Below are 22,497 nucleotides of genomic sequence, written 5' to 3'. Positions count from 1 at the left end.
CCCTCACTCATGGTTCTTGGCACCGGTGAGCCTCGCCATGGGAGCGGGTAACCTGCCCGAATTGACGGGAAAGCAGATTTTTTGGACGCCTCACGATATGACCGTCTTCTTAACCGGATTTCGAGGCGCGCCGCGCATGTCAGCGTGATCGGGCTGGCTATGTCGGGTTGCCGCTGTCGGTTGCGATCGCACGCGCCGGGTCCCCGGTTCTCCGGCTTCGACATCGAAACCCGGAAGGTCGAGAGCCTGAACAACGGCCAATCCTCCTTGAGGCAGTGACGTCGACAGCCCTTGCCGACCGGGCGGTTCCGCGCCACTGCGGATTTGTCGAACTAGCCGTCTGCGATGCCATCATAATCTGCGTTCCGACACCGCTGACGAAACACCGGAAGCCCCGAAGGATTCGATGCTGTCGTCGTGGCAACCGGCCACGACGCGATCGACTATAAGGCGATCGCTGATCACGCTCCTCTGATCGTCGACACACGCAATTTTTTTGGCCATCTCGGGGTGCCCAAGAGACAGTGGTGAAGGCCCGACGGTGTCTGAGACGGCGAATTCTTTGCCCGATGTCAGGATCGAGATTGCACTCCGCCGGAAGCCTCGCCACATAGGGTTCCAGGTGATAGATGCTGTTTTACGCCTGCTTCCTTCCTGCAAGGAGTTATTTAGGAAATTCTTCGCCGGCTTTCGTCGCCGAAGCCGGCTTCACTGACTTCGATTGTGTGGCGGATCAAAGGAGATGGCTCGTCTTCGACGGGTTTGAGATGGCATGAGCACAGCGCAAGCAGAAATTTCCACCATTCTCATGGATAAAGTTGCCGACTGGCTGAGCCAATCGGCGCTGGCGGGCAACGACCTGGAAACATTGGTAAAGGGCTTTTGTGAACGGCTGGCTGCTGCCGGCCTGCCGCTGAAGCGGGTGCATTTGAGCTTTTCGATGCTTCATCCGCTTTATGACGCGCTTGGCTTTACCTGGCTTCGCGGCCAGGGTCTGGAAGTGGAAGGCTTCCGCAGTGAGAACGGCGTTCATTCCGACAGATTCCTGACCAGCCCATACTACCATCTGCTCAGCAACAAGCTCGACCACCTGCGGCGCCGGCTCGACCCGTCGGTGCGGTCGGAGTTTCCAGTTTTCGATGACCTCGGGCGTATGGGCGTCACCGACTACATGGCTTTCGTGCATCCCTTCAACGGCGATACCAGTCAGGGCATGATGGGGTCTTGGTCGACCGACAGTGCTTCAGGCTTCAGCGACGGCATGATTTCGGCGCTATTGCGGATCCAGAACTATCTCGCTATCGCCACTAAGATGGCGGTGCTCACCAAGCTCGCCGACAACATGATGACCACCTATCTTGGCGGCGACGCCGGCAGGCGTGTGCTGGATGGCCAGATCAAGCGCGGCGAAGGTGACACAATCCGGGCCGCACTCGTCATGGGCGATATGCGCGGGTCGACAAGGCTTGCCGAAACCTCCGGTCGCGAAATCTACATCGATACGCTGAACCAGTTTTTCGATGCCATCGCTGCGCCTTTCAATCGCAAAGGCGGGCAGATCATGAGTTTTCTGGGTGATGGCTTCATCGCCGTCTACCCCTGCGAAAGGCATCGCTCGCAGTCCGAGATCGCCTGCCAGGCTGCTCTTGCGGCAGCGCACAAGGCCAGCGCGCGCATGATGGAGCTCAATCTGCGTAGAAAGGAGCAGGGATTGGGCGACATTAAGTTTGGTATCGGCCTGCATGTCGGCAATGTGATGTTCGGCAACGTCGGACTTACCGACCGGCTGACATTCTCTGTCTTCGGCTCGGCTGTAAACGAGGTCCAGCGTCTCCAGACCCTGACCAAGAAATATCCGCACAGCGTTCTCGCCAGCAAGGACTTCGCCAGCTATTGCGGCGACAACAGTTGGCTGACACTCGGCACGGAGGAACTGGCGGGTAGCAAGCAGAAGCTGACGGTGCTTTCACCCGATTTGTCGGGTGCTCTCGCTCTCGATGAAGACGCTGCGCCGATTCACGACCGGATATCGGACGCCGAGCAGGTCATGCTGCTTCATCGCGATGCCGCGCGGTTGTCGGCAAGCGACCGGAGAAAGCTTCAGTAACCGACACGATCCGGTCCGAAAGCCTTGGTGTGCAGCCCGGTCGCCGGTTCCGTCGCGGAATTCGATTCGAATCCAAGTTGCTCTAGGCTGGCAATACGCTAGTCTCGTTTTTTGGGTCTGCCGCCCGGCAGACTGCCAGAGTGGGGCTGGTGTGAGGATGAATTCGGGCATTGATCTGCTGCGGATCGAGGATCTTGGCATCTCTTTTGCCATAATCGGGGGACCGTTGCATGCCGTCAGGCGCGCAAATCTCCGCGTCCTGCCCGGCAAGGTTACCGCGCTTGTGGGAGAGTCCGGTTCCGGAAAATCGGTTCTCAGCCAGGCAGTGATGGGCATTTTGCCGAATACGGCCCATGTTCGCGGCCGTATCCTGTTTTCCGATCCTGAAAAGCCCGGAACGACGCAGGATATCCTGCAGATGCAGCGTGACGGAACCGAAATCCGGGCGTTGAGAGGCAGCCGCATCGGCAAAATCTTTCAGGAGCCAATGACATCGCTGTCGCCGCTGCACACGATCGGCAACCAGGTCAGCGAATCCTTGCAGATTCATACGCCTATGGCTCGGGCGGAGCGCAAGGCGCGGACCGAGGAAATGCTCGGCCTTGTCGGCTTCCCCAATCCCAAACGCGCCTATGACATGTATCCCTTTGAACTTTCGGGAGGATTGCGGCAACGCGCCATGATCGCCATGGCGCTCATCTGCCGGCCTGCTTTGTTGATCGCCGACGAGCCGACGACGGCGTTGGACGTCACCATCCAGGCGCAAATCCTGCATTTGCTGCGCGGGCTTCAGACCAAGCTGAACATGGCGATGCTGCTGATCACGCACGACCTTGGCGTGGTCGCCAATGTCGCCGACGAGGTGGTGGTCATGTACCATGGCGAGATCATGGAAATGGGGCCTGTCGAGGCGATATTCCGCCGGCCGGGCCACCCTTACCTGAAGGGCCTGATGGCAGCCGTTCCGCATTTCGACCTGAAGCCTGGTGAAAGGCTAAAGGCGCTCCGCGAGGTGCCGGTGAACGTTGGGAACCTGCTCGGCAAGCAGACTGCGCCGGCATCGAAGGGGCCGGAGGACATTCTGCTTTCGGTGAGGGATCTGACAAAGACCTTCACCACCCGCAAGTCCGGATGGTTCAGCGGGGGTCATCAAACCTCTGTTCGCGCCGTGGACGGCGTGAGCTTCGACATCAGGCGGGGTGAGTGTCTGGGTCTGGTCGGCGAAAGCGGCTGTGGCAAAACAACCGTCAGCAAGATCCTCATGCGGGCCATCACCCCCAGCGGCGGTTCTGTGATCTTCAACGGCCGCGATGGACCGACCGACGTCCTGGGCGCAGAGGGAGATGCCCTGCGCATATTGCGCGCGAAAATCCAGATGGTCTTCCAGGACCCGGTTTCGTCGCTTTCACCTCGCATGACGGTGGAGAACATCTTGAGCGAGCCGCTGGAGATCCATCAACGTGGCAATGCGGCGTCCCGACTCGCCACGGTCAAGAGCCTGATGCAGGCAATCGGGCTCGATCCGCGCTTCATAAAGCGCTATCCGCACAGTTTCTCCGGCGGGCAACGTCAGCGCATCGGCATCGCGCGTGCGTTGGCGCTAGGGCCCGAACTCCTGATCTGCGACGAGCCGGTTTCGGCGCTCGATGTCTCTGTCCAGGCGCAGATCCTGAATCTTCTGAAGGACCTGCAAAAAGAACTGGGCCTGACCTACCTGTTCATATCCCACAATCTGGCGGTGGTGGACTACATGGCAGACCGCATCGCGGTGATGTGCGGCGGGCGTATCGTCGAGCTTGCGCCGCGCGAAATTCTGCTCAGGAAACCAATCCACCCCTACACGCGCTCCCTGGTCGCCGCGGTACCTTTCCCCGATCTCGACAGGCCGATGGATTTCAAGACGCTGAAGCTCAGCGGAGCTTCCGACACCAGCGCATGGGGACCGCAATTCCGCGACGAGGGCGACGAAGATAGGCTGTCACCACTCGATCTTGGCGGTGGCCACCTCGTGCTGGCGAGACATTCGGCCGATATCAGTGAGTTACGCCATTGATCAGCCGGCGCACCGTCCTTGGTCTCATGGCTTCGGCCTTTCTGCCAGGGACGTCGCGCGCCGGCGATCTGGAGCCGGAATTTCTTCGGCAACAACTGACGGTCAAGGCGCTGCCGGCACTCGCTGAGCGCCTGCCCAAGAGTCCGCGCGCGCTGAATCTCGCTGCAATGGGCCGGCTGCCCGGGCAGTATGGCGGCACGCTGCGGACAATCATCGGCAGCCAGAAAGATATCCGGATGATGACGATCTACGGGTATTCTCGCCTGGTCGGCTATGACGAAAAGCTCAACATGCAACCCGACATTCTCGAACGTTTCGACGTAGCGGATGATCGCGTCTTCACCTTCAAGATACGGGAAGGGCACAAATGGTCTGACGGCAGCCTGCTGACGACGGAGGATTTTCGCTATTGTTGGGAAGATGTCTGGCTGAACGACGAGCTTTCGCAAGGCGGGCTCGCCCCCGCCCTGCTGGCGGACGGCAAGCCGCCACGCTTCGAGATCATCGATCCGTTGACGGTCCGCTACAGCTGGGATGCGCCCAATCCAGACTTCCTGCCCAAGCTCGCTGCCGCTTCGCCGCTATCGCTTGTCCTGCCGGCCGCCTATCTCAAGCAGTTCCACAAGAAATATCAGGATTCATTCCGGCTCGCCGGCCTGATGAAGGAGAACCGGACCCAGAAATGGACGCTCCTGCATATTCGCATGTCGCGGCAGTATCGCCCGGAGAACCCGGAACTGCCGACGCTCGACCCCTGGCAGAACCGGACCAAGCCGCCGGCCGAGCAATTCATCTTCGAGCGCAACCCGTTCTTTCATCGAATAGACGAGAACGGCCGGCAACTGCCCTATGTTGACCGGATCATCATGAATGTCAGCTCATCGGCGATCATCTCCGCCAAGGCCGGTGCGGGCGAGAGCGACCTGCAATGCATGGGAATTGACTTCAGCGACTACTCCTTCCTGAAAGACGCGGAGAAGCGCTATCCGGTGAAGATGCACCTGTGGAAACGTACACAGGGTTCTCGGCTGGCGCTGCTGCCGAATCTGAATTGCGCCGACCAGGTGTGGCGTGGCCTTCTGCGTGACGTGCGCGTGCGCCGCGCACTTTCGCTCGCCGTGGACAGGCGCGAGATCAATATGGCCGTGTTCTACGGATTGGCGCAGGAAAGCGCCGATACCGTATTGTCCGAGAGCCCGCTCTACCGGCCGGAATTCGCTAAAGCTTGGGTTGCCCATGATCCCGAGCAGGCCAATGCACTGCTCGACGAGGTCGGGCTTCTGGCACGTGACGATGACGGCTTGCGGATACTTCCCGATGGACGCTCTGCCCAGATAATCGTGGAAACCGCCGGCGAAAGCACACTGGAAACCGACGCGCTCGAACTCATCACCGATCACTGGCGAAAGATCGGCATCGCCCTGTTCATCCGGACTTCGCAGCGCGACATCTTCCGCAGCCGCGCGCTTGGCGGCCAGATCATGATGTCGATGTGGTCGGGCATCGACAATGGCGTGCCGACCGCCGACATGAACCCGAGCCAGCTGGCCCCCACCATCGACGATCAACTGCAATGGCCGCTCTGGGGTGCTCACTACTTGTCTCACGGCAAGATGGGCGAGGCGCCCGATCTTCCTGAAGTGATCGAGTTGATGGCTTTGCTCAAGCGCTGGAACGCATCGACCGAAGCGACAGAGCGCGCCGAAATCTGGAATTCGATGCTGTCGATCTACACCGATCAGGTGTTTTCGATCGGGACCGTGAACGGAACGCATCAGCCGATTCTGGTGTCCTCACGGCTGCGCAATCTGCCTGACAAGGCGCTCTTCGGCTACGATCCGACCGCCTATTTCGGTGTCTACATGCCGGATACATTCTGGCTTGGAGAGTCCTGAGCGTGCTTCGATATATTGTCTGGCGCATTACTGTGATGGTTCCAACGCTGCTGGTGATATCAGCGCTGGTGTTCACGATCATCGAACTTCCCCCCGGCGACTATTTCGACAGCTATGTCGCCGAGCTTCGGGCGCAGGGCGAAGGGGTGGATTCCGATCGCATCGAGATGATGCGCAAGGAATATGGTTTCGACAAGCCGCCGATCATTCGCTACTTCTACTGGGTCGGCGGGATGCTGCACGGCGATTTCGGCTATTCCTTCGAATATGAGCTGCCGGTTCGCGACGTCGTCGGGGACCGAATGTGGCTGACCGTGCTGGTTTCCTTCGTCACGATCATCTTCACCTGGCTCATCGCCTTTCCGATCGGCATGTACTCCGCGACGCATCAATACAGTTGGGGCGATTACGGCCTGACCTTTTTCGGCCTCCTGGGCCTTGCCATTCCGAACTTCATGCTGGCGCTGATCCTGATGTATTTCGCCAACATCTGGTTCGGCACGTCCCTCGGCCATCTCATGGACCCGCAATATCTCAGCGAGCCGATGAGCTGGGCCAAGGCGAAGTCGATACTCGCCCATCTCTGGATCCCGGTCTTGATCATCGGCACCGGCGGCACGGCAAGCATGATCCGGCGGCTGCGCGCCAATCTGCTCGATGAGCTGCACAAGCAATATGTGGTGACCGCGCGCGCCAAAGGCCTTCATCCGTTCAAGGCGCTGGTCAAATATCCGCTGCGCATGGCGCTCAATTTCTTCATTTCCGACATCGGCTCTATCCTGCCGGCCATCATCTCCGGCGCCGAAATCACGGCGATCGTGCTGTCTTTGGAAACGACCGGGCCGATGCTGATCAAGGCCTTGCAAAGCCAGGACATGTATCTGGCGGGGTCGTTCCTGATGTTCCTAGCCTTCCTGACAGTCATCGGTGTCCTGATTTCCGACCTGGCGCTGGCGGTGCTTGATCCACGAATTCGTTTGCAGGGCGGCAGCACCAAATGAAGACGGATTCGCCGCTCCCCGCTCCGGGTGCTCCACTAGAACACTACGTTTCCAGCGCGCCCTTTGACCTGCAGTCGGTCGAGGCGATGACGGCGGAGCAGTCGAAGGTCTTTCAGGCGTCGCAGTTGCGGTTGATGTGGTGGAAATTCCGCATGCACCGGCTTGCCCTTGTATCCGGCATATTCCTGATAGTGCTTTATTTCGGGATATTGATCTGCGAGTTTCTGGCGCCGTACAATCTGCACACGCGCAACATGGACTATATCTATTCGCCGCCGCAGCAGGTGCACCTGTTCCACAACGGCGAGTTCGTCGGGCCGTTCGTCTATGGCCGCCAGATGACGCTGGACATGGACACGCTCAAGCGGAACTACATCGACGACCAGGGCGATGTTCAGCGGCTCCGTTTCTTCTGCAAGGGCGACAGTTACCGGTTCTGGGGCCTGATCGAAGGTGACAGGCATTTTGTCTGCGCTGCCGAAAACGGCCAGCTCTTTCTGGCCGGCACCGACAGGCTGGGGCGCGACGTGCTCTCGCGCATGATCTATGGCGCACGCATTTCACTGACAATCGGCCTCGTCGGCATCAGTTTCAGCTTCCTGCTCGGCATCGTCATCGGCGGACTGGCCGGTTATCACGGCGGTATCTTCGACCTGATCGTTCAACGAATAATCGAAGTTCTGCAATCGATTCCCAGCATTCCGCTATGGTTGGCTTTGGCGGCGATCATGCCGATAACCTGGAGTCCGATCCTGATCTACTTCGGCATCACCGTCATCCTCGGGGTGCTCGACTGGACCGGACTGGCGCGGGCCGTGCGCTCAAAGCTTCTGGCCTTGCGCGAGGAGGATTACGTTCTGGCCGCGCAGTTGATGGGCGCCGGAAGCAGCCGCATCATTGGGAGGCATCTCATCCCCGGCTTCATGTCGCATCTGATCGCGACGGCGACGCTCTCCATTCCCGGCATGATCCTGGGCGAAACGGCGCTGAGCTTCCTCGGACTCGGCCTGAGGGCACCGATAACCAGTTGGGGCATCCTGCTCACGGAAGCGCGCAGCGTCAGCGTGATCGCGTTCTATCCATGGCTTCTCTTGCCGATGCTCCCCGTCATTCTCGTCATCATGGCGTTCAACTTCCTCGGCGACGGCTTGCGCGACGCCGCAGATCCCTACAAGTGATGTCGTTATTTTGCCGCGCGCCGTGCCGCCTTTTCCACCCGGTATGATCCTTGCCGGTCGCTTGTACGGTTGTTGCAGTGTTCATCGTCCGCCTCTATATGTGCCGACACGTGATCGAGTTTGGCACTACGCCTTCGGGATTCACCCGTGAACAGTTCTTGTCGGCGGCATTGACGATCTCTTGAGCTGGTTCAGGAAACACAAAAGCATATGAGTCGCCTCGAGAATTTCATCAGCAGGATGACCGCACAGCGCGACATTCTCGACCAAGTCTGCGTCGAGGTGGCGAAGATGGAGGGGCTTGTATTCGAGCTCGGCCTCGGCAACGGTCGGACGTTCCACCATCTGCGCGAGCGCCTGCCCGGGCGCCGGATCGTGGTGTTCGACCGCGAAGTCGGCGCACATGCCAGCTCAATTCCCGAAGCCGAAAACCTCGTGCTCGGCGAAATACGCGAGACGGCCCGCAAGTTCATTGGCATCGAAGCCGCCCTTGTTCATGCCGACATCGGCACCGGCTATGACGATCGGGATGCAGTGACTGCTACCTGGCTACCCGATCTGATTGCGAGCCTGCTTCGAGTCGGCGGCTTCGCGGTCAGTGGCACGCCGCTCGATCACCCGCTGCTGCAACGGCTCCCGGCGCCGACTTCAGAACCCGCCGATCGTTATTTCCTCTGCAAGCGCGTGTGAGCGGCCGAGAGCGCCTCATCTTTTCACGCAAACGCTGCTCCACCGCAATTCCAAGGGAAAGTGCTACGCGCTTTTCCCGAAAAACCGTTTACACTTTCCCTGGGATTGCTCTGGGCGGCCCAATTGCTCAGGGGATTGTATACACCGCTATCTCCCGCTCGATGCCGCGCAGCGAGACTTCGTGAGGCACGGGCGTCAGAGCGTTCCTGCGCAACAGATCGGCGGTGAGATTGTCGTCGACCACCGCGCGGGTGGCGAAGATAGCCTGTGCGTTGGCCAGGTTCTGGACCCGTGAGGCAATGTTGACCGTCTGGCCGAAATAGTCCTGTCGCTCATTCATGGACACGGCGATGCAGGGGCCGGCATGGACACCTATCTTGAGCAGCAGATCCTCGCGCCCGCTTCTGTCATTGAGCGCACGCATGGCATCACGCATCCTGAGGGCCGCAGCCATCGCGCGATCAGGCGTCGCGAATGTCGCCATCACCGCATCACCGATGGTCTTCACCACCGCGCCTGCCTCCGCCGCGACGATCTCGTGCAGAACCTGGAAATGCACGCGCACGAGATCGAAGGCTGAAAGGTCGCCCACCCGCTCGTAAAGCGCGGTCGATCCGCGCAGGTCGGTGAACAGGAAGGTGAGGCTGGTGATCTTCAGGCGCTGGTTGATGTCGAGCGTATCCGTACGATAGAGGTCGCGGAACGTCTGGTTGGTGAGCAGGCGCTTGGCGGTCAGAAAAGGCCGGCGTTTGCCCAGGAAATTATGCAATGCCTCGCCGGCGATGAAGACTGCCGGCAGCACGCGGGTGTCGGTCCTGTTTTCCAGCGAAATACGCAGCGGACCAGGTTGCATTTCCAGTGTCTGGTTCTGGACATGGTCGCGGTCGAAAGCCAACGACAGGCTTCGCCGCTCTTTTGTTGGTTCGCCCTTCGCGTCGATGAACTGCGCTGAATGGGTGACCGGCTCGAAGACGATGATGAATTCGGACGGAAGCTGTATGGGCAGAACGGCCTTTTCGCCCGGCGCCAGCTCGATATCCTCCAGCGAGAACGCTTCTATGTTTTTCGCCAAATCCTCTTCCGGCAGATCGACGCCGGATCCCCAGTAAATCTGGCGAAAATATTCCACCAACGGCAGTTCGTGTGGATTGTGGGCGGCAATCCTGCGCACGCGAGGGCTGACGGTGAATGTCACCTCGACCATCTCATCGAGGGTCGGCGAATAGCCTTCGGAGCATAGCGCGCAGGTGTATTCGTCCTTCTGCAGGGTTTTCAGCGTAGCGTTGGTGTCGAGCACGCCGCCACAGCCGGGGCACAGAACATTCCATGAAATGTCGAAGATGCCCACCCGCGCCGCATGGAGGAAGGCGCTTATGGCGCGTTCCTCGTCGAGGCCATGCTTGCTGGCGAAAGCCGGCACATTGATGCGGCAAAGTTCATGATCCTTGCCTTCCGCGATGGTCCGCCGGATCGCGTCGATTGCCTGGAGATCGACATCGGTCGATTGCTGCAAAAGCGAGAACAGATCCTGAATTTCGGTCATCGTACAGGCTCCGGAAAATGCACCCCCGAGGTGGTTGACCGGAACCGGTCTTCGTTCCGAGCGCTCTATCTTACTTCGAAACGGATCGTACGGCCATTCGAATGAAAAGCCCGCCGACGTGTCAATTCCGTCGGGATTTTCACCGATCGCAAGCGGTACTATGGTGGGTCCATGGGGTATTCATCTTTGGGACTTTCTCCCGCGCCGACACCCGACAACCCGCCATTTCCCGCGGCCTTGCGGCTTTTCTCGGCGGGGGTCATCATCGTCCTGATTGTCGGCGCCGGCCTTTTTTTCGCGCCTGCGCTGGTCAGGCCGCGCTGGCCTTGGGCCGTCACGCCGTTCAACGCCCGCTTCCTCGGCGGCTTCTACACCGCCGAAATGGCCGTGATGGCGGCGCTGCTGGTCTGGAATCGCTGGTCGCCAGGCAGGCTAGTGCTTGTCATGGCCTTCATCTTCACCGTCATCGTTTCGGCGGCTTCGTTCATCAATCTCGGCTATTTCAACTTCGAGCGGAAAGCGCCCTGGCTCTGGTTCTTGGTCTATCTTGCTTCGGTCGCGGTATCCGGGCTGTTCCTGTTACGGGCCGGGGGCCGTCCTTCCGCAAAGGGCGTGACCTTAAACTCTGCATGGCGCGGCTATATGTCGATGGAAATGGCGATCCTTGGGCTTTATGGCGTCGGTCTGTTGCTGTTTCCCCTGACATTCGGCGGCTTTTGGCCGTGGCCGATCGACGCCTTCCACGCTCAGGTTTACAGCGCCATCTTCCTCGCCGGAGCGGGCGGCACATATCTCGTCTGGAAAAGCGCGCCGCGCGAAGAGCTGCTGGTGCTCGGTCTGGCGCAGTTTCTGGTCGGCTTGTTTGCCATCCTTGGCCTTGTCATCACCGAGGCCGTAATGCACCGGATCGACTGGACGGCGACGGGAACATTGTGCTGGCTCGCCCTTTTCGGCTGGATCGGAATCAGCGGCATCTTCAAACTCTACGCCGTCTCCCGGTACTTCAGCGCGCAATCGGCATCATAGGATGATGAGATGGCTGGATTTTCAGATGATGTCCGGTGCATCGTGCCGGGCCTATTGCCTTTGCCGGGAAAGCCATGACCAGCACGACCTCGCCATTCCCAAAGGAAATCCAGCCGCAACTCCGGGCCATTCGGCCAAGCGATGCGGAGGCGCTTTGCGCCATCTTCAACATGCCGGGCTTCCGCTGGGGCACGCTCAGGATGCCATTCGAGATGGTGGAGCAGGTAGAACGGCGTATCACCAAGTCCGGCCAGGAAACCACCTGGATCGTTGCCGAGCTGTACGGCAAGGTCGTCGGCCATGGCAGCCTGGTCGTGCAGGGTTCGCCGCGCCGTTCGCACATCGGCGAGATCAATATCGGCCTTGACGATGGCTTTGTCGGCAAGGGTATCGGCTCTGCCATACTTGGCGCGCTGCTTGACGTGGCCGACAACTGGCGCGCCCTGAAGCGAGTCGAATTGACCGTCTATGCCGACAATGAACCGGCCATCCGCCTCTACACAAGCCACGGCTTCGAGGTCGAAGGCCGGCATGTGAAGGCCGGCTTTACCGAAGGACGGTATCACGACCTTCTGAGCATGGCCCGGCTGCGGTTCTGATGACCAGGGACTTTGATCCGACCCTTAAGGCTCCGGTGGATGTTCTGGCAGTGCTGTCACTGCTCTGCCCGGAAGTCGTGCGTGACATCGAGCAGAACTGGAATGCACCGGTTTCCGAATACGCCCGCCATCTGTGGCGGCCGGTGGCAAGGCCTGCTTCGGGTCCGGCGATCGCTGCCCGTTCGATCCTGCTTGATGTACTGCATCAGCGCCTTGATTTGATCATGCAGCCTGAAGAGGTCGGCAAGGCCCTTGAAGAATTCGACCACAGACCGGTGATCCAGTCCGGCCTACACTGCCTGCTGCTGATGGACAGGATCACCTTCGATGCCCTCCTGTTTGCCTGGCTCGGCGCGGTCGAAAACGGGCTGTCGGCGTTCGTCGGCTTCATGGGAACGACGATGACCATGGAGACAATTGGCCGGGAGGGGCCGGGATGGCTCGATGTCGGCGACGACAAGGTCAACTTGTTTGGCATGGGGCGCCACAAACTATGCCGCAAAAGCGCCTGCGCGGCCGGCCCGGTCACCCTCAACAAGCGGGCGCTCGAAGCGGTGGGCGACGAAACGGATGCCAGCCGCTGGCTGGGCACACTGCTCGCCAGCCAGGACAAGGTGTTTGGAACCGCCGCCGATGCACTGACAGACCTCAACGAGGATCTGGTCGCCGATTGGGATCGTTCTGGCATGGCTCGGCCGGTGTTCATCGATGACCGGCTCGCGGCTTCCGTCGTGGCGCGGCATCTGGACCATGACGGCAGCCTTCTTTCCAAGCTGCTCCTTGAGCCCGCAAGGCGTCAGCGTCTCGAACGTACCCTGCAAGAGACCGAATCGGGCCCATTTGGCAGATTCCTGCCCAATGCCACGGCCTATTTCTGGGGCATTCGCGAGGAGCGCGTGCGCAAGCTTGTTTTTGAGAACGGGCACCTGATCGAGCCTGAAAGGCCGAATGGTCTTTCCATCCCGTTCGAGCGGGCGCATCTCAAGCAGGCGCTGCTGGACGGCGTGCTGCTGCCGAACTTGTTCTTGACGTTCCTCGTTCTTGCCATATTGCCTCGCGTGCGGGTGGTGGGCGGGCTGAGGCAGATCGGTTATGTAGCGCTTTTCCACTCGATCCTGCTGGCTGCGCTGGATGAAACCGCGCCGGAAGAGCGCGGTCTGGCTGCCGAGTTGCAGGTTCGGGAAAATGCCTGGGGCACCCGGGTCATCGATGAAAAAATGTCGGTCCGCGAACAGGTTGCCGGCCTGCCGGCAGGGAGGCTGTTTCCTGACCTGCTCGGGCACTACCGTTCGCACACCTTTGCCGAGACGACCGACGACCTGAAACTGGTTCGTGAAAACGCCCGATGGCGCAAGATCGGCCGAGCCTTTGGCGTCTGATCCGACCGCATGCCCTCATTTGTCATTGCACTATTCCGGCCTTGCGGAGCCCGTCGATCATGAGTTCGAAATCGGCATGGTTCTTGTAAGGCAAGACTTTGCGACGGTATTCCAGCGAATAGTCAGGATTGACGCGAGCAGTTCCTGCCATGCCGCCCACGCGTGCCGAGATCGCTGACCGAGAGGTCGAGACTCGCCTTGACCTGGCGATAGGCGTCCTCGGACAGGCAATGGCGCCGGGCGCCGCGACGCCCTCCAGACGCGAGGCGAATCTTCGTCCGCGCCGGCGACCGGCTGTATCCAACCACATCTGGAGCCAGGATTGCGACTAGTCTGCGATTCTCGCTCAAGGTCCGTCTCCTCATCTCCATGATAGCAGGAAGACGGAGGGGCGAAGAGAGAACTTCGCAACGACGGCCAAGCAGCCGTCCGAATCGGCAACGCTCCGCCACCGGACCCACGGATGCCCATTTGCTGCCGCTTGCCGGTTGACGGCTATCGGTTCATCATTGTGAATACCCTGGCCGTGAAGGGCGTGGCGAGATCACGAGTCATGGCCCCAAGAGCCGGATGATTGCAGGCCGAATCGACCTGAAATCTGAATCCATCTCTAGGTCAAAGAGACAGAGCAGGATGTGGTCCGAAAACCGCTTCACACTTTTCGGCATCATGCTCGGGTGAGGTTTCCATGGACTGCTCGGGCTGCGGTTTCGAGATTGAGGGCGGTTACGCCTTCTGTCCGAAGTGTGGCAGGCGCCAGCCTGTGCCATGCGCCAGCTGCGGCTACCCCTGCGCACCTGATTTCGAGTTCTGTCCGAAATGTGGGGCAAGCCTTGGTGCGTCCGCAAAAGCCGCCGAACGGTCTGTTCCGAAACCAAGCGGGACCATCGTGCCGCCTTCTCGAATCCTGTCGCTGCCTACGAACATCGAAAGCTATGGGCTGCATCCCGTCTCTGACGCCGATCGCCGGACGGTAACGGTCCTGTTCGCCGACCTTTGCGGCTTCACGACACTCAGCGAACAACTCGACCCCGAGGTGATGCAAGCTCTGCAGAACGCGCTGTTCAAGGAATTGACGGCGGCCGTGCGGAACTTTGGCGGTTTCGTCGACAAATTCATCGGCGATGCGCTGCTCGCTTTGTTCGGTGCGCCGGTGGCGCATGAAGACGACCCGGAACGTGCGCTTTGCGCCGCTCTCGACATGATCGCCCGGACGGCGCGGCTCGGTGAAGGCACTCCCCACTCCGGCTCGCCTCTGTTACTCCACATCGGCATAAACACCGGTCCGGTGGTTACTGGCGGATTGGGCATCGGCACCGCCAAATCCTATTCGGTGACCGGCGACACCGTGAATACGGCGCAGCGCCTGCAATCGCTGGCCGCACCGGGTGAGGTGCTGGTAGGCGAACTCACTCACAGGCTGACCCGGCATGCCTTTTCTTACGAGTCGCTGGGCGATGTCGTGCTTCGCGGCAAGGCCGGCAGCGTGCTCGTCCATCGACTGGATGCACCGCTTGCGGCCCCGCGTGCAGCACGTGGGCTCGAGGCGCTCGGCCTCAGCGCGCCGATGATTGGTCGCGGTGCGGAGCTTCATAGAATGTTGGCGAGCCTTGACCAGGCGTGCGACGGCTCGGCCCAACTTGTCCGCCTCGTCGGAGAAGCCGGTATCGGGAAATCGCGGCTGGTGAAGGAGTTCGTCGCCCGCGTCGGCGACGAGGATCGTTTTCGCAACGTCGCCGTGCGGCAGGCCGCGTGCTCACCGCTGGGCGAACAATCATTTGGCGCCTTGGACGCAGTTGTGCGCAGCGCTGCGGGGATGATGCAGAACGAAAATGGGGATGAAATAAGGGGGAAGCTCGCAGCCTTGCTTACCGATCTCGGCCTGCAGGGCGAAGAGGCGAAGCGACTGATGCCTTTGCTTTACCATGTGCTCGGCCTTGGCGACCCCGATGCCACCTTGCAGCATGTCGAACCCGAGCAGCTGCGGCGGCAAATTCTTTACGCAGTCCGCACAATCATCGAGCGGCGGCTTGCGTTGTCGCCGCTGTTGATTGTCGTGGAAGACCTGCACTGGGCCGACGCCGCATCACTTGAGGCACTGCGTTTCGTGATGGACAGGTTGGAACGCACACGGTTGATGTTGCTGGTCACCCATCGTCCAGCGCCGGACAATGACCAGCTCGATTCAAATCGGGTCAGTCACACGGCGCTCAGGCTTTCGCCGCTCAACAATGATGACGGACGCAGTCTGCTGGCGGCGCTTTTTGGCGAGGGCTGGGTAAACTCCGCAGGAGGGCTTCTCGGCCAGATCCTCGATCGCTCGGGCGGCAACCCGCTTTTTTTAGAGGAGATCGTTCGCGGCCTTATCGATCGCGGTGTATTGATGCGCGAGGGCCAGCGATGGCGGACTGTGGCAGGCGAAGTCGCAACCGGCATTCCCGCCACGATCCAGGCAATGTTGCTTGCTCGGGTCGACCGGTTGCCCCAAGAGGTGCGCCGGTTGGCCCAGGAAGCCGCGGTAATTGGCCCGCGCTTCGATGCCACCCTTCTGAAAACCGTTACATCCGACCCCGGCCGGCTAGAAGCCGGCTGCGAACTGCTTTGCGATGCGGAAATCATCGAGGAAGTTGCCGGATCTGGCTCGGGCTCGTCGCAAAGCTACCGCTTTACGCAAACATTGCTGCAGGACGTGATCTACCAGAATCTGCTCCTGCAACGCCGGACCGACATCCACGGACGGGTCGGTGCTGCCTTGGAGCAACTGTGCGGCGACAAGCCGGAACGGCTCGAGGATTTGGCCGTGCTCGGTCATCATTTCGCACAGAGCGCCGAGCGGGAGAGGGGCGCGCATTACCTGCAGGCGGCGGGTGATCGCGCTCGCATGATATACGCCAACGATGACGCCCTTCGTTTCTATGAGCGAGCACTGACCGCATTGGGTGCGATCGGGCAAACACCGCTCAAACTGGCAATTGCAGAGCGCATTGCCGATCTGAGCGGCCCGGCAGGCCGCCGCCAGGTCGCGCACCACCACTACGAGGCGGTGTTGCTGGCATACCGCCAGTCGGCAGATCGTGTCGCTTCGGCGCGCGTTTTGCGTAAGGTCGGTCGGCTGCTCTGGGACGTCGGCAAGCGGGACAACGCAGAATCCCGCTATGCTGAAGCGGCAGCGCTCCTCGATGGAGCGGATGCCCCGATCGAGCAGGCGCATCTCTGGCAAGAACGTGGCCGACAGGCGTTCCGGAGCGGAGATCACTCCCTCGCGGCAAAATGGGCGGACGCGGCGCTGGATTGCGTACGCACTTTGACGACGGAGCATGTTTCCGACGTAGGACGCGATGCCACTCTTGTGACCGCCGAGGCACTTAATACCAAGGCTGTTGCGCTGGCTCGCCTCGGACGAAACCGTGAAGCCGTTGGCCAGGTCGAGCGCAGCATTGAATTGGCCGAAGCCGCCGGTCTGCTGGGTGCGGCCTGCCGCGGCTACACCAATCTCGGCGTGCTTTACACGACTATCGATCCGGCAAAGGCAATGGAGGTCTGTCGGCGCGGTCTGGACGTGGCGCGCCATATTGGTGATCTGGGTTTCCAGGCCCGCCTCCTCGCCAATCTGGCGGTCGCTTGTTGTACTTTCACGGATCGCTGTCCAACGGAGGGCGTGCCTGCCGCCGAGAAGGCTATCGAGATCGACCGGGCGCTCGACCAGCGCGAGCACCTGCCGGTGCCGTTGATCGTGCTTGGGCAGATCCACCAGTGCAACGGCCGTCCTGAACTGGCGGTTGGCCTGTTCCACGAAGCACTGGACGTCGCCCGCGAAATGGGCGAGCCCCAACTGCTCTTTCCGTGCTATGATGGTCTCGCAACGCTTAATCTGGACCTCGACAATCTGGCCGAGGCCGAACGCTACTTTTCCCTGGCGCAGGGTATATGCGCCCAGCACGGGCTCGACCCGGAAGCGCTTGTGGTGCTGCCTTTTCTCGACTAGCCGGGGTTAGGGGTTGGAAATGTCCGCGCCTAGTGACTTGGTACCGCTTCAACCGGGCGACCGTGCGCCGAACCTGGTGCTTGACGCCATTACCCAGGAAGGCAAGATCGCGCTCGATGACTTTCGCGGGCAAAAACCAGTGCTGGTCGGCCTGTTTCGAGGTCTGCATTGTGCCTTCTGCCGGCGCCACATCGCCGCCCAGGCGCGGCTTGATCCGGAGCTGCGCGAAAGGGGCGTGGAGAGCCTGACGGTGGTCAACACGCCGATCGAACGAGCGCGTCTCTATTTCCGCTACCACCCGATGCCGAACCTGCTTGCGGCCTCCGACCCTGAACGCGCTTCACATCGTGCTTTTGGACTACCCAATCTCGAATTCACCCAAAACGAGACGAACTGGCCGTACAAGGTCTCGATGGCAGCAGCGAAGGATATGCGGGTCGACATACCAGGCGAGTTGCCCGGTCCCATGGATCCTTTTGCAGCGAGCGAAATCCTCGATAGGAAGGACCCTTACGAAGTGACCGAAGCCGACGAACAGATGATCGCAACAGGACACGGACAATTGGTCGGTCAATTCCTGCTGGACAGGCAGGGAATTGTCCGCTGGAGTTTCACGGAGGTTCCGGAGGGGGGGCGATACATGTTTGGGGCGCCCAACCCGAAGGAACTGATGTCAGCTGTGTCGCAAGTCGCCCAATGAGGTCCCGTTTGATCAAATCTTCACGTTAATAATTTGCGGCTTGAGATGCAGTGCGCTCCAGCGTCGGCAAGCGACAATCAGGCTGGGAGCCGCCACATTCGTACACGACCTGCACCACGCAATTCCGTTTCCTCAAGTGGATCGCAAGCAAATTTTGGTCCCAGCAGTTGGCGCGTTGCATCGGAAATACGGATTTCACTGGGCTCCGCGGACGTTTGAATACGCGAGGCGAGATTAACGGTCTCACCCCACAAGTCATAGGCGAACCGTCTTTTGCCTATGACGCCAGCGACGATCGGTCCCGAGTGAATTCCAATTCTCAGTCTTATCGGTTCTCCTGCGAAGCTTTCGCGTTTGACCGCCTTGCGCAGTTCAACTGCGTAGTGCGCCAAGGCTTGTGCATGATCGGATCGCGCGGTGGGCAGGCCCGCGACCACCATCACACAATCGCCGATTGTCTTGATCTTTTCGCAGCCGTGCCGTTCCGCGAGCCGATCCGCCGCCTTGAAGAAGTAATTCAAGATAGCGAGCGTCGTCACCGCTCCGACGCTGCGCGCTCTTTCCGTAAAACCGACGATATCGGCAAAAAGCACACTCACCTCTGCGTGGTTGTCTGCAATTTTCTTGTGCGCTTTCAACCGCTCCGCGATCGACGCCGGAAGAATGTTGAGGAGCAGGGATTCGGCGCGCTGGTATTCACGCGACAATCCCTCCTGACTCTTCCTCAACGCCTCATTGGCCGAATGTAACTTCTCGTTGAGTTGGCGCTCCCTCTCTTGCAGAAGAGTCATTTCATAAGCCTTCTGTTGAAGCCGCTGCTTGTTGTCGCGTTCGGCAGTGGCATCAAGAAAGAGCAGCCACACGCAGTCATCATCAGCAAAAAGATGAAGGTCCGCGACACGCCCGCTGGGCAGTTCGACCATAGGCATATGAAATGGAAGCTCCGGGCAAGGCAGCAAACCTTCCATGAATTCAAGCTGATCGGCAACAGGCTTACCGATGCGAAGGGATGAGAGCCCGTAATGTTCAACGTTACCGCCCTTCGCCGCTGTCCGCAGCTGGGCGTCAATTTTCACATACGCAATAGCACGCTCGTTGTAGAAGAAATCGTAAATCCAGTTTCCGATCTCTCTTGGCAATCTTTGCATGGTCTATTTGGTGACCATCGAAGCGAGTTTAAGAAACGCATCATCGACATGCTCACCCGAGAGCGCACTTGTCAGATAGACCTGCCATCCACGTTGCCTCAGTTCGTCGATTTCTCTATCCGGTATTACCCACCGATCGGCCAGATCTGATTTGTTGAAAAGCAATACGAACGGCATAGCACCGAATTCAGCCTCGACCCGCTCGCGCAGCGTGAGCGCGGCGGTAAGGGTAGCGGCGCGGGTTCCATCGACGACAAGCACGAGGCCTGTCGCACCTCGCACATGGCTGACGCGGAATGAGCCGATATCATCTTCGCCGGCCAAATCCCATAAAATCAGATCCACTGTTTTGTCCGGGAGTGCGACACTCTTTTTGTCGATCTTCACTCCCACCGTGGTCAAGTAGGTTTCTGAAAAGATGCTTTTCACAAACCTGCGGACCAGGCTCGTCTTTCCGACAGAGAACCCGCCCAGCATACAGATCTTTTTTTGCAACATCTTGGGCTCCGCCCTAGTCCAGGTTTACCGTAACCGAAACCCGGCGATTGGTGGAGCTACCAGCCTGACTATTTTCAGGCACCGCCGGTTCAAAGGTACCCGCACCCCGAACCAGCAGCAGTTCCGGAGCGACGCCGCGCTTTTTGAGAAGCGCACGAACTGTCTCGGCACGGGCGGCGCTGATCGACGCGTTGGCCGTCTCACGGCCCGTGGTGTCCGAATGGCCGGTCAACATGAACCGCGCAGTTACGCCTGACTTGCGGGCACTTTGGGCGAATTCCTTTATTTGATCCGCCAATCTGTCGAGAACCGGCGTCTGCTCTGGTCCCGGCACAACTTTGCCGGAAGAGAAGAAAATATCGGTCGTCTGGATGGCCTCTCTCAAATGATTGAGCTCTGCAAGGTCCAGTTCACGCAGCTGCGAGACATCCAGAACCACTCCGTCCGCCGAAAGTTGTTCAGCGGCGGCCTGCGCCCGGTTGATCCAGGCGGCAGGAGCCTCGCCCACGACAACGATGCGACCCTGGATGATCGAAAGTCGGACCGATTTCGGCGGCGTCAGCGACGCCGTCAGCCGCTTCACCACAAACTTCGGATCAAGGCTCTGGTAGAATTGCCACTGTGAATGAACGCGGGCAGGATCGACCTCCGTTCCGGACAGCAGAGCTTGCGGGTCGGCGGCAAGCGGGTCTCGCAGGCCGGAAATATAGAAATGTCCACCCCTGGCCGATTGTTGGGCGACGACAATTCCCGGTTGGGCCTCAAGTCGCGACACATAATACTGCCAGTGCTCCGCCGCGCGTGCTTCGGGGCTCACATCACGAACCTCGGAAATGTCGAATTCCGGTCCGCCTGCCGAAAGCTGCCGAGCCGCTGCGCGCGCCCGATCTATCCAGGTGTCGGGAGCCTCGCCCTCGGCAATAATGCGATTATTGACGATCGAAAGTCGTACTGTATCTGGCGGATACAGCGACGCCGTCAGCCGTTTCAACACGAACTCCGGCTCAAGGCTCTGATAGAATTGCCATTGTGAATGAACCCGGGCGGGATCGACCTGCGTTCCAGACAACAGCGACTGAGGGTCGTCGGCAAGCGGGTCTCTCAGGCCGGCAATATAGAATTGGCCGTCGCGAATCTTTTGTTCTGCAACGATGATGCCCGGCTGGGCCTCCAGTCGCGACACGTAGGCCTGCCAGCGCTTCGCCTCGAGTACTTCGGGGCTTACGTCACGAACCTTTGAGATGTCGAATTCCGGTCCGCCTGCCGAAAGCTGCTGGGCCGCTGCACGCGCCCGATCTATCCAGGTGTCGGGGGCCTCACCCTCGGCAACGATGCGCTCATTGTCGATTGATAGTCGTACTGAATCCGGCGGAGCCAGCGACGCCTTCAGCCGCTTCAGCACGAACTCCGGTTCAAGGCTCTGATAGAATTGCCACTGCGAATGAACCTGGGCGGGATCGACCTCAGTTCCAGACAACAGGGTCTGCGGGTCGGCGGCAAGCGGGTCTCTCAGGCCGGCAATATAGAATTGGCCGTCGCGCGCCTGTTGTTCGGCAACGATGATGCCCGGCTGGGCCTCCAGCCGCGACACGTAGGCCTGCCAGCGCGACACATAAGCTTGCCAGCGCTGCGCTGATTGCCAGGAAAGAAAGTACCAACCGCCTGCCAGGCTCAAAAGCAGCAGGGCAACCACCGCCACCAGCCACGGAAATCCCTCGTTTGATTCCTCCTGCTTGAGCTCGACGCAGGTCTGCAACTGCGCCTCTACGCTGGCCAACTGCGAACCGTCGCCGTCAAACTGCTCTAAAGCCTGTGAGGATTCCTCATGGATGCGAAGCAATACATCGCGAACTATTTCATGCAATCCCTCTGGCGGATTTCCCCGGATCACCGAAACCAGGGTCGCAAACGGTCCAACTTCTGACCAGAGACGAAGGTCGCCAAAACGAATTGTGTCCAGGCCGCTCTGCTCTTTCTCGTTAAACGAGTCCTTCACAAAATCCTGAATTGCACTAAGCATCGAAGAGATGAGTTGAGGATCTTCGCTCGTTGCATTATCGGCGGTTACATGCGCTATCAAAAGACCGGAATTGCGATGAATGAGAAAGGCATGCTCTATACGATAAACAAGAGAGTGCTTAAGAACAACTTCCGAAAAGCTTGCTCCTGTCCTCCAAGATTCAAATCTCCACTTTAGCCCATGCCAGGTAAATATATGTCTTAGAGTTTCGTTCAGCGACTGAAAGGTCTGGTCGATCTTTTCCCCGATCGACTTGCGAATTGCCGGCAGAAACACCGGGTATAATATATCCGTCAGTGTGCGCGGGCTCTTCTGGATTGACCGTTGCACAGCCCTTTCGACAGCTGGCGCAAGCGCCTCGCCGAGCTGCGCATGAGGCGCTCGCGCGGCCGCACTGGGAAGAATGTCGCCCACTGCTGCCGCAAGCTGCTCGGGTTCGTCCAGCAGATGCGTAACTCGTGAAAGCTCCGAAATTTCGCGGCTGACCAGCAACTGGCGCAGCGTTTCCATGCGAGGATCGGCGGTTGGGACTCCGTCGAAACGCGCACGATAGTCCGGATCAACGTTCCGGGCAATTTCGACCAAAAGACGAGCCAGAGCCTCGCGATCAATTTCTGTATCGTTCGAGGCTGTTCTTTGTGGAAGACTGATTGGGTCGACGGTTGACGTCAAGGT

General features: G+C 59.6%; 16 protein-coding genes and 1 pseudogene. 11 read left to right on the top strand and 6 right to left on the bottom strand.

Annotated elements, in window-relative coordinates; translation table 11 throughout:
• The first annotated feature begins 772 nt into the window (after positions 1 to 772).
• The 6 genes from AC0L3E_RS15450 (at position 773) to AC0L3E_RS15425 (ending at position 8,924) form a co-directional block, all read left to right on the top strand.
• Positions 773 to 2,107: an adenylate/guanylate cyclase domain-containing protein gene (locus AC0L3E_RS15450; protein ID WP_127320275.1), complete on the top strand. Its 1,335-nt coding sequence runs from the start codon at positions 773 to 775 to the stop codon at positions 2,105 to 2,107.
• A 157-nt stretch (positions 2,108 to 2,264) separates the two neighbouring features.
• Positions 2,265 to 4,160, top strand: coding sequence for an ABC transporter ATP-binding protein (locus tag AC0L3E_RS15445; RefSeq protein WP_127320273.1), 1,896 nt, complete (start codon positions 2,265 to 2,267; stop codon positions 4,158 to 4,160).
• Entirely contained in the window at positions 4,157 to 6,055 is a 1,899-nt protein-coding gene (locus AC0L3E_RS15440; RefSeq protein ID WP_128307761.1) for an ABC transporter substrate-binding protein, read from the top strand. The genes AC0L3E_RS15445 and AC0L3E_RS15440 overlap by 4 nt, the downstream gene beginning before the upstream one ends.
• A gap of 2 nt (positions 6,056 to 6,057) precedes the next feature.
• Positions 6,058 to 7,056 (top strand): ABC transporter permease, encoded by a 999-nt coding sequence (locus AC0L3E_RS15435; protein ID WP_127326880.1) that lies wholly within the window; start codon positions 6,058 to 6,060, stop codon positions 7,054 to 7,056.
• Positions 7,053 to 8,234 carry an ABC transporter permease gene (locus AC0L3E_RS15430; RefSeq protein ID WP_127319624.1) on the top strand — a complete coding sequence of 394 codons (1,182 nt, stop codon included), beginning with the start codon at positions 7,053 to 7,055 and terminating at the stop codon, positions 8,232 to 8,234. The genes AC0L3E_RS15435 and AC0L3E_RS15430 overlap by 4 nt, the downstream gene beginning before the upstream one ends.
• A 210-nt stretch (positions 8,235 to 8,444) precedes the next feature.
• Positions 8,445 to 8,924: a class I SAM-dependent methyltransferase gene (locus AC0L3E_RS15425; protein ID WP_127380495.1), complete on the top strand. Its 480-nt coding sequence runs from the start codon at positions 8,445 to 8,447 to the stop codon at positions 8,922 to 8,924.
• Positions 8,925 to 9,051: 127 nt separating this feature from the next.
• On the opposite strand, the gene AC0L3E_RS15420 is transcribed toward AC0L3E_RS15425, so the two are convergent.
• Both AC0L3E_RS15420 and AC0L3E_RS15415 read right to left on the bottom strand, forming a co-directional pair.
• Complete coding sequence (locus AC0L3E_RS15420) at positions 9,052 to 10,467, bottom strand: adenylate/guanylate cyclase domain-containing protein (RefSeq protein WP_128308236.1); 1,416 nt, start codon at positions 10,465 to 10,467, stop codon at positions 9,052 to 9,054.
• Positions 10,468 to 10,625: 158 nt separating this feature from the next.
• Entirely contained in the window at positions 10,626 to 10,814 is a 189-nt protein-coding gene (locus tag AC0L3E_RS15415; RefSeq protein ID WP_473605106.1) for a hypothetical protein, read from the bottom strand.
• Positions 10,815 to 10,857: 43 nt separating this feature from the next.
• Between AC0L3E_RS15415 and AC0L3E_RS15410 the strand changes: the two genes are divergently transcribed.
• The 3 genes from AC0L3E_RS15410 to AC0L3E_RS15400 all read left to right on the top strand — a co-directional run bounded on the left by AC0L3E_RS15410 (position 10,858) and on the right by AC0L3E_RS15400 (position 13,471).
• Positions 10,858 to 11,493, top strand: coding sequence for a hypothetical protein (locus tag AC0L3E_RS15410; protein WP_292134467.1), 636 nt, complete (start codon positions 10,858 to 10,860; stop codon positions 11,491 to 11,493).
• A gap of 74 nt (positions 11,494 to 11,567) precedes the next feature.
• Positions 11,568 to 12,092: a GNAT family N-acetyltransferase gene (locus AC0L3E_RS15405; RefSeq protein ID WP_128308237.1), complete on the top strand. Its 525-nt coding sequence runs from the start codon at positions 11,568 to 11,570 to the stop codon at positions 12,090 to 12,092.
• The gene (locus AC0L3E_RS15400; RefSeq protein WP_128308238.1) at positions 12,092 to 13,471 is read left to right on the top strand and encodes a hypothetical protein; all 1,380 of its coding nucleotides are present in this window, start codon (positions 12,092 to 12,094) and stop codon (positions 13,469 to 13,471) included. The genes AC0L3E_RS15405 and AC0L3E_RS15400 overlap by 1 nt, the downstream gene beginning before the upstream one ends.
• 22 nt (positions 13,472 to 13,493) lie before the next feature.
• On the opposite strand, the pseudogene AC0L3E_RS15395 reads toward AC0L3E_RS15400, so the two are convergent.
• Positions 13,494 to 13,726: pseudogene (locus tag AC0L3E_RS15395) on the bottom strand (adenylate/guanylate cyclase domain-containing protein); the annotation flags it as partial.
• Positions 13,727 to 14,159: 433 nt separating this feature from the next.
• On the opposite strand from AC0L3E_RS15395, the gene AC0L3E_RS15390 reads away from it, so the two are divergent.
• Both AC0L3E_RS15390 and AC0L3E_RS15385 read left to right on the top strand, forming a co-directional pair.
• Positions 14,160 to 17,456: an adenylate/guanylate cyclase domain-containing protein gene (locus AC0L3E_RS15390; protein ID WP_128308239.1), complete on the top strand. Its 3,297-nt coding sequence runs from the start codon at positions 14,160 to 14,162 to the stop codon at positions 17,454 to 17,456.
• A gap of 19 nt (positions 17,457 to 17,475) precedes the next feature.
• The gene (locus AC0L3E_RS15385) at positions 17,476 to 18,156 is read left to right on the top strand and encodes a redoxin domain-containing protein (RefSeq protein WP_127380484.1); all 681 of its coding nucleotides are present in this window, start codon (positions 17,476 to 17,478) and stop codon (positions 18,154 to 18,156) included.
• Between the two features lie 77 nt (positions 18,157 to 18,233).
• Here AC0L3E_RS15385 and AC0L3E_RS15380 read toward each other — a convergent pair whose 3' ends face one another.
• The 3 genes from AC0L3E_RS15380 to AC0L3E_RS15370 are packed head-to-tail and all read right to left on the bottom strand — an operon-like array spanning position 18,234 to position 22,494.
• Positions 18,234 to 19,304, bottom strand: coding sequence for an adenylate/guanylate cyclase domain-containing protein (locus AC0L3E_RS15380; protein WP_128308240.1), 1,071 nt, complete (start codon positions 19,302 to 19,304; stop codon positions 18,234 to 18,236).
• A 3-nt stretch (positions 19,305 to 19,307) separates the two neighbouring features.
• Positions 19,308 to 19,802 (bottom strand): Rab family GTPase, encoded by a 495-nt coding sequence (locus AC0L3E_RS15375; protein ID WP_023809564.1) that lies wholly within the window; start codon positions 19,800 to 19,802, stop codon positions 19,308 to 19,310.
• A gap of 13 nt (positions 19,803 to 19,815) precedes the next feature.
• Entirely contained in the window at positions 19,816 to 22,494 is a 2,679-nt protein-coding gene (locus AC0L3E_RS15370) for an OmpA family protein (protein WP_473605105.1), read from the bottom strand.
• Positions 22,495 to 22,497 lie beyond the last annotated feature (3 nt).

It is taken from the genome of Mesorhizobium sp. WSM4822, from assembly GCF_055811155.1.
Note: the sequence above shows the minus strand (reverse complement) of the source record. Positions and strands in the feature narration are given on the sequence as shown.

Coding starts and splice junctions, on each gene's coding strand:
- AC0L3E_RS15450 (WP_127320275.1), top strand. CDS start 773: ATGAGCACAGCGCAAGCAGAAATTTCCACCATTCTCATGGATAAAGTT.
- AC0L3E_RS15445 (WP_127320273.1), top strand. CDS start 2,265: ATGAATTCGGGCATTGATCTGCTGCGGATCGAGGATCTTGGCATCTCT.
- AC0L3E_RS15430 (WP_127319624.1), top strand. CDS start 7,053: ATGAAGACGGATTCGCCGCTCCCCGCTCCGGGTGCTCCACTAGAACAC.
- AC0L3E_RS15425 (WP_127380495.1), top strand. CDS start 8,445: ATGAGTCGCCTCGAGAATTTCATCAGCAGGATGACCGCACAGCGCGAC.
- AC0L3E_RS15420 (WP_128308236.1), bottom strand. CDS start 10,467: ATGACCGAAATTCAGGATCTGTTCTCGCTTTTGCAGCAATCGACCGAT.
- AC0L3E_RS15410 (WP_292134467.1), top strand. CDS start 10,858: ATGGCGGCGCTGCTGGTCTGGAATCGCTGGTCGCCAGGCAGGCTAGTG.
- AC0L3E_RS15405 (WP_128308237.1), top strand. CDS start 11,568: ATGACCAGCACGACCTCGCCATTCCCAAAGGAAATCCAGCCGCAACTC.
- AC0L3E_RS15400 (WP_128308238.1), top strand. CDS start 12,092: ATGACCAGGGACTTTGATCCGACCCTTAAGGCTCCGGTGGATGTTCTG.
- AC0L3E_RS15390 (WP_128308239.1), top strand. CDS start 14,160: ATGGACTGCTCGGGCTGCGGTTTCGAGATTGAGGGCGGTTACGCCTTC.
- AC0L3E_RS15385 (WP_127380484.1), top strand. CDS start 17,476: ATGTCCGCGCCTAGTGACTTGGTACCGCTTCAACCGGGCGACCGTGCG.
- AC0L3E_RS15380 (WP_128308240.1), bottom strand. CDS start 19,304: ATGCAAAGATTGCCAAGAGAGATCGGAAACTGGATTTACGATTTCTTC.
- AC0L3E_RS15375 (WP_023809564.1), bottom strand. CDS start 19,802: ATGTTGCAAAAAAAGATCTGTATGCTGGGCGGGTTCTCTGTCGGAAAG.